Annotated in this window: 9 protein-coding genes; 8 read left to right on the top strand and 1 reads right to left on the bottom strand. The window is 70.8% G+C overall.

The features are described from left to right. The 8 genes from CCL05_RS09765 to CCL05_RS09730 form a co-directional block, all read left to right on the top strand. Positions 1–566, top strand: a 566-nt coding sequence (locus CCL05_RS09765; protein WP_244204222.1) for a hypothetical protein, incomplete at its 5' end; no start/stop codon positions are given. 170 nt (positions 567–736) lie between these two features. Next, positions 737–1,579: a nitrilase-related carbon-nitrogen hydrolase gene (locus CCL05_RS09760; RefSeq protein ID WP_086560111.1), complete on the top strand. Its 843-nt coding sequence runs from the start codon at positions 737–739 to the stop codon at positions 1,577–1,579. Beyond that, the gene (locus CCL05_RS09755) at positions 1,576–2,862 is read left to right on the top strand and encodes an aspartate aminotransferase family protein (protein ID WP_086560110.1); all 1,287 of its coding nucleotides are present in this window, start codon (positions 1,576–1,578) and stop codon (positions 2,860–2,862) included. The genes CCL05_RS09760 and CCL05_RS09755 overlap by 4 nt, the downstream gene beginning before the upstream one ends. 26 nt (positions 2,863–2,888) lie before the next feature. Beyond that, positions 2,889–4,484 (top strand): PucR family transcriptional regulator, encoded by a 1,596-nt coding sequence (locus CCL05_RS09750; protein ID WP_086560109.1) that lies wholly within the window; start codon positions 2,889–2,891, stop codon positions 4,482–4,484. A 155-nt stretch (positions 4,485–4,639) separates the two neighbouring features. Then, positions 4,640–5,482: a nitrilase-related carbon-nitrogen hydrolase gene (locus CCL05_RS09745; protein WP_086560108.1), complete on the top strand. Its 843-nt coding sequence runs from the start codon at positions 4,640–4,642 to the stop codon at positions 5,480–5,482. A gap of 91 nt (positions 5,483–5,573) precedes the next feature. Beyond that, the gene (gene hydA, locus CCL05_RS09740) at positions 5,574–6,974 is read left to right on the top strand and encodes a dihydropyrimidinase (protein ID WP_086560107.1); all 1,401 of its coding nucleotides are present in this window, start codon (positions 5,574–5,576) and stop codon (positions 6,972–6,974) included. 11 nt (positions 6,975–6,985) lie between these two features. Beyond that, entirely contained in the window at positions 6,986–8,008 is a 1,023-nt protein-coding gene (locus CCL05_RS09735) for a TIGR03842 family LLM class F420-dependent oxidoreductase (RefSeq protein WP_086560106.1), read from the top strand. Between the two features lie 150 nt (positions 8,009–8,158). Further along, positions 8,159–9,685, top strand: coding sequence for an NCS1 family nucleobase:cation symporter-1 (locus tag CCL05_RS09730; protein WP_086560105.1), 1,527 nt, complete (start codon positions 8,159–8,161; stop codon positions 9,683–9,685). A gap of 31 nt (positions 9,686–9,716) precedes the next feature. Here the strand turns inward: CCL05_RS09730 and CCL05_RS09725 are convergent, their stop codons facing one another. Further along, positions 9,717–10,385 (bottom strand): hypothetical protein, encoded by a 669-nt coding sequence (locus tag CCL05_RS09725; protein ID WP_086560104.1) that lies wholly within the window; start codon positions 10,383–10,385, stop codon positions 9,717–9,719. Between the last annotated feature and the right edge of the window lie 158 nt (positions 10,386–10,543).

The raw sequence follows: 10,543 nt of genomic DNA, 5'->3' as shown, positions 1-10,543 counted from the left end.
CCCTCCTTCCGCAGCCGCGCGAGGGTCTCGACCGCCTGGACGACATCCCTCCGCTCCGCCATCCCGAGGGCGGCGACGCGCGGCTGCGGAAGGAGGGCCGCAGCGGCGAGGCGCACGCCCTGCTGGTCGAGGCCGTGTCCTGGGCCCCGGCCCGGTTCCCGCTGCTCGCGCAGGAGCTGGAGCGCGCCGGGCTCGGTGCGGACTGGCAGACGCTGCTCTGGGAGGCCGGCTCGCTGCCCGCCGGGCGGCTGGTCGCCGCGGCGGACACGCTGGGCGCCGCCGGGCGCGCGGTCGACGGACAGCAGATCCTGCGGCAGGGGGTCGGCCGGCCCCCGGGCGAGATCGGTGAGGCCGTCCTCGGACTCGTCGCCGAGGGGCGTCACCGCGAGGTGCGCGTGCTGCTCGACGCGTACGTCAGGGCCCGCACCCCCGAGGAGGCGGCCCGCAGCGCCGAGCCCGGTCCGCAGACCCTCGTACCACTTCTCCTGGAGGCCGCCCGGGGCGTGTCGGACGAGCGCCGCTGGGACCTCGTGCACGCCCTCCGGGTCGCCGGATTCCCCGCCTGACCGGGCATGCCGTGCCCCCGGCGACTCACCCACCGGAGTGCGAATGGCGCCGGGTACCGCGGGTTGGCGACGATGGTCTTGGCAAGCCCGTGCCGGAGGCTTACGTTCGTGGCTCTACGGCCCGCTTCTACGGGCGTAGAGGCGCAGCCGTCGCGTCGAAGGAGCAGCTCATGGCCAACGTCGTACGTGCCGCCCTGGTCCAGGCCACCTGGACCGGCGACACCGAGTCCATGGTGGCGAAACACGAGGAGCACGCCCGCGAGGCGGCCCGCCGGGGCGCAAAGATCATCGGTTTCCAGGAAGTCTTCAACAGCCCCTACTTCTGCCAGGTCGAGGAGCCGGAGCACTACCGCTGGGCCGAGCCCGTGCCCAACGGGCCGACCGTGCGGCGCATGCGGGCCCTCGCGCGCGAGACCGGCCTGGTGATCGTCGCGCCGGTGTTCGAGGCGGAGCAGCCCGGCTTCTACTACAACACCGCGGCCGTGATCGACGCCGACGGCACCTACCTCGGCAAGTACCGCAAGCACCACATCCCGCAGCTCAAGGGCTTCCGTGAGAAGTTCTACTTCAAGCCCGGCAACCTCGGCTGGCCCGTCTTCGACACGGCGGCCGGCAAGGTCGGCGTCTACATCTGCTACGACCGCCACTTCCCGGAGGGCTGGCGGCAGCTCGGCCTGTCCGGAGCCCAGCTGGTCTACAACCCCTCCGCCACCCACCGCAGCCTGTCGTCCCACCTGTGGCGGCTGGAGCAGCCCGCGGCCGCCGTCGCGAACGGGTACTACATCGCCGCGATCAACCGCGTCGGACGGGAGGAGTACGGCGACAACGACTTCTACGGGACGAGCTACTTCGTCGACCCCCGCGGGCAGTTCGTGGGCGACGTCGCCGACGACAGCCAGGAGGAGCTCGTGATCCGCGACCTGGACCTCGACCTCATCGAAGAAGTGCGGCAGACGTGGGCCTTCTACCGCGACCGCCGCCCCGACGCCTACGAAGGACTGGTGCAGCCGTGACCAACGACCTGCTGGGCCGCCACCGGGCCGTGCTCCCCGACTGGCTCGCCCTCTACTACGAGGACCCCCTGGAGATCACCCACGGCGAGGGCCGCCACGTCTGGGACGCCCACGGCAACCGGTACCTCGACTTCTTCGGCGGCATCCTCACCACGATGACCGCGCACGCCCTGCCCGAGGTGACCAAGGCGGTGAGCGAGCAGGCCGGGCGGATCGTCCACTCGTCGACCCTGTACCTCAACCGGCCGATGGTCGAACTCGCCGAGCGCGTGGCCCAGCTCAGCGGCATCCCGGACGCCCGCGTCTTCTTCACCACCTCCGGCACCGAGGCCAACGACACCGCCCTGCTGCTGGCCACGGCGTACCGGCGCAGCAACACGATCCTGGCGATGCGCAACAGCTACCACGGCCGCTCCTTCAGCTCCGTGGGCATCACCGGCAACAGCGGCTGGTCCCCGACCTCGCTCTCCCCGCTCCAGACGCTCTACGTCCACGGCGGCGTGCGCACCCGCGGCCCGTTCGCCTCCCTCGGCGACGACGACTTCATCGCCGCCTGCGTCGAGGACCTGAAGGACCTGCTCGGGCACACGCGTCCCCCGGCCGCGCTGATCGCGGAGCCCGTCCAGGGCGTCGGCGGCTTCACCGCACCGCCGGACGGGCTGTACGCCGCCTTCCGCGAGGTGCTGCACGAGCGGGGCATCCTGTGGATCGCCGACGAGGTGCAGACCGGCTGGGGCCGCACCGGCGAGCACTTCTGGGGCTGGCAGGCCCACGGGCAGAACGGGCCGCCGGACCTCATGACCTTCGCCAAGGGCATCGGCAACGGCATGTCCATCGGCGGTGTCGTCGCCCGCTCCGAGATCATGAACTGCCTCGACTCCAACAGCATCTCCACGTTCGGCGGCACCCAGCTCACCATGGCGGCGGGCCTCGCCAACCTCAACTACCTGCTGGAACACGACCTCCAGGGCAACGCCCGGCGCGTCGGCGGCATGCTCATCGAGCGGCTGCGGTCCGCCGCCGCGCACGTGCCGGCCGTGCGGGAGGTGCGCGGACGCGGACTGATGATCGGCATCGAGATCACCAAGCCGGGGACCGACGAGGCCGACCCGCAGGCCGCGGCGGCCGTCCTGGAGGCGGCCCGCGAGGGCGGCCTGCTGATCGGCAAGGGCGGCGGCCACAACACCAGCGCCCTGCGCGTCGCCCCGCCGCTGTCCCTCAACGTCGCGGAGGCCGAGGAAGGCGCCGCGATCCTCGAGAACGCTCTGAGGAGCATCCAGTAGCAGTGAACTGAACAAGAGACGGCACCATGACCATCACCTTGGATTCCCTGGAACCCGCGCTGTCGGTCCGGCAGGTCCTCACCCTGGAGCGGGTACTCGCCGGGGACCCCGAGGTGGTGGCCGGCGCGAGCCATCTCGACCGGGCCGTGCGCTGGGTGCACGTCGCCGAGGCCGCCGACGTGGGCGTGATGCTCAGCGGCGGCGAGATGGTCCTCACCACCGGGGTGCTGCTCGCGGGCGACGAGGAGAAGCAGGCCGAGTACGTCCGGTCGCTGCACCGCGCGGACGCCGCCGCCGTCGTCCTCGGACTCGGCCGCGCCTTCCCCGCCGCACCGGCCGTGATGCGCCGGGCGGCCGAGCGGTGCGGGCTGCCGATGGTCGTCCTGCACCGGCCCTTCCCCTTCGCGGAGCTGACCGAGGAGGTCCAGTCGCGGCTGGTGCGGCGCAAGTTCGCCGCCGTCAGCCTCTCCGAGGCCGTCCGCACCGAACTCACCGCCCTGATCACCGCGGGCGCCCCGCTGCAACGCCTGCTCGACGAGGTCGCCCGGCACAGCGCCTGCCCGGTCGTCGTCACCAACCTCGCCCACCGCGTCCTCGGCACGGCGGGGGAGCGGCCGGCGGTGGACGACGTGCTGCGCGACTGGGAGCGCATCGCCCGGCAGGCGTGGGGACACCGCCCAGGCCGTTCAGGCACTGGGGGAGGTACCGAGGGCGACGGCTGGATCCGGGCCGAACTGGGCGGACGCGGGGAGCGCTGGGGCCGGATCGTGCTGTGCGGCTACCGGGGCGACACGGCCACCGGACGGCTGCTGGCCGACCGCGCCGCCGAGGCCCTCGTCCTGCACCGCATGCTCGGCGGCGCCGCCTGCTCCTGGGAGGAGCAGTCCGCGCAGAGCCTGCTGACCGACCTGGTCAGCGGCGTCGTACCGGCACGGCAACTGCTGCCGCGGGCGCGCGCGGCCGGGCTGCCGGTCAACCGGCGGACGTTCGTGCCGCTGGTCGTCCGCGACGGCGACACCGCCCGGCTCGACCGGCTGCTGCGGCTGCTGGGCCTGCCCGGGCTGGTCGCCGAACTGGCCGACGGAGCCACCGCCGTGCTGCTCAGCCTCCCCCGCGACCAGGACGCGGACGCCCTCGCCGCGCACTTCGCGACCCGGCTGCGCACCGAGTGCGGACCGGCCCGCACGGTCGTCGCCGCGGCCGACGCCCGGACCGCCTGGGACGACGTCCCCGCCGGACTGCGCGAGGCCCGGCACGTGGCGGACGCCGTCGCCGACTCCGCCGCCGCCCTGGACCTCCCGCCGGTCGTCCGCCTGCGGGACGTCCACCTGCGGGGCCTGATCCGCCTGCTGCGCGACGACCCGCACGTGCAGTCCTTCGCGGAGCGGGAGCTGGACGGGCTGCTGTGCGAGACCGGGGAGGACCTGCTGTCCGTGCTGCGCACCTACCTCGCCACCGGCCGCAACAAGTCCCGCACCGCCCAGCTCCACCACGTCTCGCGGCCCGCCCTGTACCGCCGCCTGGAATCCATACAGGTCCGCCTCGGGGTGGACCTCGACGACTTCGAGCAGGCCGCCTCGGTGCACATCGCACTCCTCGCGCACGACGCGCAACAGCAGTGAAACACCCGACCACCTGGGAAAACGGCGGTGAAACATGGGCCCACGGCAGAGTGACACAGTGACACGCCGCACGCCCCCAGACGTGACACGGTGCAACTCAAATGGCGAGTCCCGGCTTCCTAGGCTCACGGCACACCGAGCGACCGGAGGTCCCGATGAGCCGAGTGATCCGTGCCGCCGTCTTCCAGACCGCCTGGACGGGCGACAAGGAGTCGATGATCCAGGTCCACGAGCAGGCGGCCCGCGACGCCGCCGCGCAGGGCGCCCAAGTCCTCTGCTTCCAGGAGCTGTTCTACGGACCGTACTTCTGCCAGGTCCAGGACCCGGCTTTCTACGAGTACGCCGAGCAGATCCCCGAGGGCCCGATCGTCCGCCGCTTCCAGGCCCTCGCCAGGGAACTGGGCATCGTCCTGGTCCTGCCGATGTACGAGGAGGAACAGCCCGGGGTCCTCTACAACACCGCCGCCGTGATCGACGCGGACGGCTCCTACCTCGGCAAGTACCGCAAGACACACATCCCGCAGGTCCAGGGCTTCTGGGAGAAGTTCTACTTCCGTCCGGGAAACAGCGGCTGGCCGGTCTTCGAGACCGCCGTGGGCAGGATCGGCGTCTACATCTGCTACGACCGCCACTTCCCCGAGGGCTGGCGCGCGCTCGGCCTCGCGGGCGCGGAGATCGTCTTCAACCCCTCGGCCACCTCGCGCGGCCTGTCCGGCTACCTCTGGCAGCTGGAACAGCCGGCCGCGGCCGTCGCCAACGAGTACTTCGTGGGCGCGATCAACCGGGTCGGCGTCGAGGAGTACGGCGACAACGACTTCTACGGGACGTCGTACTTCGTCGACCCGGAGGCCCAGTTCATCGGCGAGGTGGCGAGCGACAAGGAGCCCGAACTGGTCGTCCGCGACCTGGACATGGCCAAACTCCGCGAGGTCCGCGACCGCTGGCAGTTCTACAGGGACCGGGCGCCTGGAACATACGGTCCGCTGACCGACCTCTAGGGGCGCGGGGCTGTATTCGATATGCGGCTACCGCCGCGTGCGCGCGACCAGCCACGAACAACCGTCACGTGCCCACCGTGAGGAGCGACCGATGAGCCGTACAGCCATTCGCGGCGGCCTGGTAATCACCGCATCCGACGAGATCCACGCCGACGTCCTGATAGAGGACGGCCGAATCGCCGCCCTCGCAGCCTCCGGCACCCCCGCCGCCGAGGCCTTCACCGCGGACCGGACGATCGACGCCACCGGAAAGTACGTCATCCCCGGCGGCGTCGACGCCCACACCCACATGGAGCTGCCCTTCGGCGGCACCTTCGCCTCCGACACCTTCGAGACCGGCACCCGCGCCGCCGCCTGGGGCGGCACGACCACGATCATCGACTTCGCCGTGCAGAGCGTCGGGCACAGCCTGCGCGAGGGCCTGGACGCCTGGCACGGCAAGGCCGAGGGCAACTGCGCCATCGACTACGGCTTCCACATGATCGTCTCCGACGTCAACGAGCACACGCTCAAGGAGATGGACCACCTGATCGAGGAGGGCGTCACCTCCTTCAAGCAGTTCATGGCCTACCCGGGGGTGTTCTACTCCGACGACGGCCAGATCCTGCGCGCCATGCAGCGCTCCGCCGAGAACGGCGGCCTGATCATGATGCACGCCGAGAACGGCATCGCGATCGACGTCCTGGTCGAGCAGGCCCTGGCCCGGGGCGAGACCGACCCGCGCTACCACGGCGAGGTCCGCAAGGCCCTGCTGGAGGCCGAGGCCACCCACCGCGCCATCAAGCTCGCGCAGGTCGCGGGCGCGCCCCTGTACGTCGTGCACGTCTCGGCGACGGAGGCGGTCGCCGAGCTGGCCCGGGCCCGCGACGAGGGGCTGAACGTCTTCGGCGAGACCTGCCCGCAGTACCTGTTCCTGTCCACCGACAACCTCGCCGAGCCGGACTTCGAGGGCGCGAAGTACGTGTGTTCCACCCCGCTCAGGCCGAAGGAGCACCAGGCCGCGCTGTGGCGGGGCCTGCGCACCAACGACCTCCAGGTCGTCTCCACCGACCACTGCCCCTTCTGCTTCGTCGGCCAGAAGGAACTCGGCCGCGGCGACTTCTCCAAGATCCCCAACGGCCTGCCGGGCGTGGAGAACCGTATGGACCTGCTCCACCAGGCGGTCCTCGACGGGCACATCTCGCGCCGCCGCTGGATCGAGATCGCCTGCGCCTCCCCGGCCCGGATGTTCGGCCTCTACCCGAAGAAGGGCACCATCGCGCCGGGCGCCGACGCCGACGTCGTCATCTACGACCCGCACGCCGAGCAGGTCATGTCGGTCGAGACGCACCACATGAACGTCGACTACTCGGCGTACGAGGGCAAACGCGTCACCGGCCGGGTCGAGACGGTCCTCTCGCGCGGCGTACCCGTCATCACCGAGCGGGAGTACACCGGGCACGCCGGGCACGGCGTCTTCACCCCGCGTTCCACCTGTCAGTACCTCAACTAGGAGTGGTGCGGATGGACTTCGGACTCGTCCTGCAGACCGACCCGCCGGCCTCGCGGGTGATCAGCCTGATGAAACGCGCGGAACGCAACGGATTCTCCTACGGCTGGACCTTCGACTCCGCCGTGCTGTGGCAGGAACCGTTCGTGATCTACAGCCAGATCCTGGCCAACACCACGAAACTGAAGGTCGGGACGATGGTGACCAACCCGGGCACCCGCACCTGGGAGGTCACCGCCTCCACCTTCGCCACGCTCAACGACATGTTCGGCAACCGCACGGTCTGCGGCATCGGCCGCGGCGACTCCGCGATGCGCGTGGCCGGCCGCAAGCCCAACACGCTGGCCCGGATCAGCGAGGCCATGAAGGTCATCCGGGCCCTCGGCAGCGGCCAGGAGGCCGACCTCGGCGGCGGCACGGTCGTCCGCTTCCCGTGGATCGGGCCGGGCGCCGAACTCCCCGTGTGGATGGCCGCGTACGGACCCAAGGCCCTGAAGATGACCGGTGAGGAGGCCGACGGGTTCATCCTCCAGCTGGCCGACCTCTACCTGACCGAGTACATGGTCAAGGCCGTGAAGGACGCGGCCGTCGCCGCCGGCCGGGACCCGTCCGAGGTGACCGTCTGCGTGGCCGCCCCCGCCTACGTCACCGAGGACGCTTCGCCCGAGGCGCTCGCCCACGCGCGCGAGCAGTGCCGGTGGTTCGGCGGGATGGTCGGCAACCACGTCGCCGACCTGGTGTCCAAGTACGGCGAGCACTCCGCCGCCGTCCCCGACGAACTCACCGACTACATCAAGGCGCGGGAGGGCTACGACTACTCCCACCACGGCCGCGCCGACAACCCGGACACCCAGTTCGTGCCCGACGAGATCGTCGACCGGTTCTGCCTGATCGGCCCGGTCGACAAGCACGTCGAGAAACTGAACGCGCTGCGCGCCCTCGGCGTGGACCAGTTCGCCGTCTACGACATGCACGACGCGCAGGAAGCCGTGATCGACACCTACGGATCGCGGGTCATCCCGGCCGTGAACGGCTGACCACCCCGGCACCACTCCCTTTGTGAATCTCCCTTTGATCTCCCCCTTCCCGCCGGCCCGGGAAGGGGGCCCAGGGCGCTCCCGAGCGCACCCCCCATCGGCGTCACCCGCATGGCCTTTCCCGTCCCACCTCCATGATTGGCCTGGCCCATGACCGACACCGTTCCCACGGCACCGCCGCCGACCACCCAAGTCACCCTCGCCGACGGCCGGGTGGAGATCGCCCCGGGCGCCCCCGCACCGACCGGGCCCTACGCCAACGAGGACCTGCTGCCGGTCCCCGTCGACAAGCGCACCTGGACCACGTACAACTTCTCCGCGCTGTGGGTCGGCATGGCCCACAACACGGCCTCCTGGACCCTGGCCTCCGGTCTCATCGCCGTCGGCATGGACTGGAAGCAGGCGGTGTTCACCATCGCCCTGGCCAATGTGATCGTGCTGATACCGATGCTGCTCACCGGGCACGCCGGACCCAAGTACGGCATACCCTTCCCGGTCTTCGCCCGGGCCTCCTTCGGCATCCGCGGGGCCAACCTGCCCGCCGTCGTACGGGCGCTGGTGGCCTGCGGCTGGTTCGGCATCCAGACCTGGATCGGCGGCGAGGCCATCTACTTCCTGGCCGGCAAGCTCGTCGGCAGCGGCTGGACGGACGCGGCGAAGGTCGGCGGCTACGCCTGGACCATGTGGCTGTCGTTCGCGATCTTCTGGGCGCTCCAGGTCGTCATCATCTACCGGGGCATGGAGACCATCCGCCGCTTCGAGAACTGGGCGGCGCCGTTCGTGCTCGTCGGCGCGTTCGTGATGCTGTGGTGGATGAGCGACAAGGCGGGCGGCTTCGGACCGCTGTTCGACCAGCCGTCGAAGCTGGGCTGGGGCGCCGACTTCTGGAAGCTGTTCGCGCCCGCCCTGATGGGCATGATCGGCTTCTGGTCCACGCTGTCGCTGAACATCCCCGACTTCACCCGCTACGGCAAGAGCCAGAAGGCGCAGACGTGGGGTCAGGCCCTCGGTCTGCCCACGACGATGACGCTGTTCGCGTTCCTGTCCGTGATGGTCACCTCGGGCTCGCAGGCCGTCTACGGCGAGGCCATCTGGGACCCGGTACAGCTCGCGGCCAAGACCGACAGCACGGTGGGCCTGCTGTTCGCCCTCGTCACCGTCCTGGTGGCCACGCTGTCCGTCAACGTCGCGGCCAACCTGGTCTCACCCGCGTTCGACTTCTCCAACATCGCGCCCCGGAAGATCAGTTTCCGGGCGGGCGCGCTCGCCACCTGCGTCCTCGGTGTGCTGATCTTCCCGTGGAAGCTGTACTCCGACCCGCAGGGCTACATCTTCACCTGGCTCGGCCTGGTCGGCGGCCTGCTCGGCACCGTCGCCGGCATCCTCATCGCCGACTACTGGATCCTGCGCCGCTCCCGGCTCGACCTGGCCGACCTGTACCGCACGGGCGGCCGCTACTGGTACGAGGGCGGCTGGAACTGGCGGGCCGTCGTCGCCTTCGTGACCGGCGGCGTCCTCGCCGTCGGCGGCGCGAGCTTCAAGCCGCTGATCGACGGCCGTCCCATCCCGGCACTGGCCGATCTGGCCGACTACGGCTGGGCGGTGGGCCTGGGCACGTCGATGCTGCTGTACCTGATTCTGATGGCGGCACGAGGCGGCAACCGGGCCACCGTCTGACCCGGCCACGGACGCGGACGCCGGAGGGCGGTCAGCCCTTGCCGCCCTCCAGCGCGGCCACCGCTTCCTTCGCCGCCTTGATGGCGCCCTTGTTGATCGTGTCCGTGCTCGGCGCCTTCTTCGACTCGAAGTCGCTGCCGTTGTACGTGACGACCACCAGCGCGTTGGACGCGCGGACGAACACCTGGCCCTCGCGGGTCTGCTGCTTGTCCTCGGTGGTGAGGTTGACGATGGAGTACGCCGTGTCGCCCAGACCGGGGACGGCGCCTCCGCCGCTGTTCTCCTCGGTGCGCCCCTTGTAGGCCTTCTCGGCCGCCTCGTCCGACTCCATCACCTCGAAGGACACGTCGAGCCAGCGGTAGTCGTACCCCTTGAGCGCGTTCCAGGAGCAGGTGCGGCGCAATGCCGTGTCCGTGGACGGGATCTCCTTCCCGGCCGTCTTGGCACCCGGCACCAGCGACTCGACCGTCTTCTTGGCGACGCTCTCGCACGGCGCCGGCGCGGCCGAGTAGGCCTTCGACACCGTCGACGTCGACGGGGCGGACGCCGACTGGGTCGCGGGCTTGTCGTCGGCCGGCTTGTGCTCGGCGGCCTGCGGCGCGGCGAGCGGGCCGGACGACAGCGCCCAGCCCGCCGCGGCGAGCACGGCCACCGGGGAGATGCGTGCGGTCAGGGCCAGGGGCAGAGGTAGGGAACGCACGGCGCCCTTCTCGTGGGGGACGGCGGACGGGACGACAGTTTCACATGACTCCCTGTGACGCGGAAGTGCGAACTCGCTCCGTGCTTGCGCGGTGACGGTGACTCACTGTCGCCGGTTGGGGTTTCGGCCGGTTCGAAGGTGAGTGAACGGTTTGTGCC

This window comes from Streptomyces africanus (genome assembly GCF_002150735.1).
GTDB classification, from domain to species: Bacteria; Actinomycetota; Actinomycetes; order Streptomycetales; family Streptomycetaceae; genus Streptomyces; species Streptomyces africanus.
This window is presented reverse-complemented; position numbering and strand designations above follow the sequence as displayed.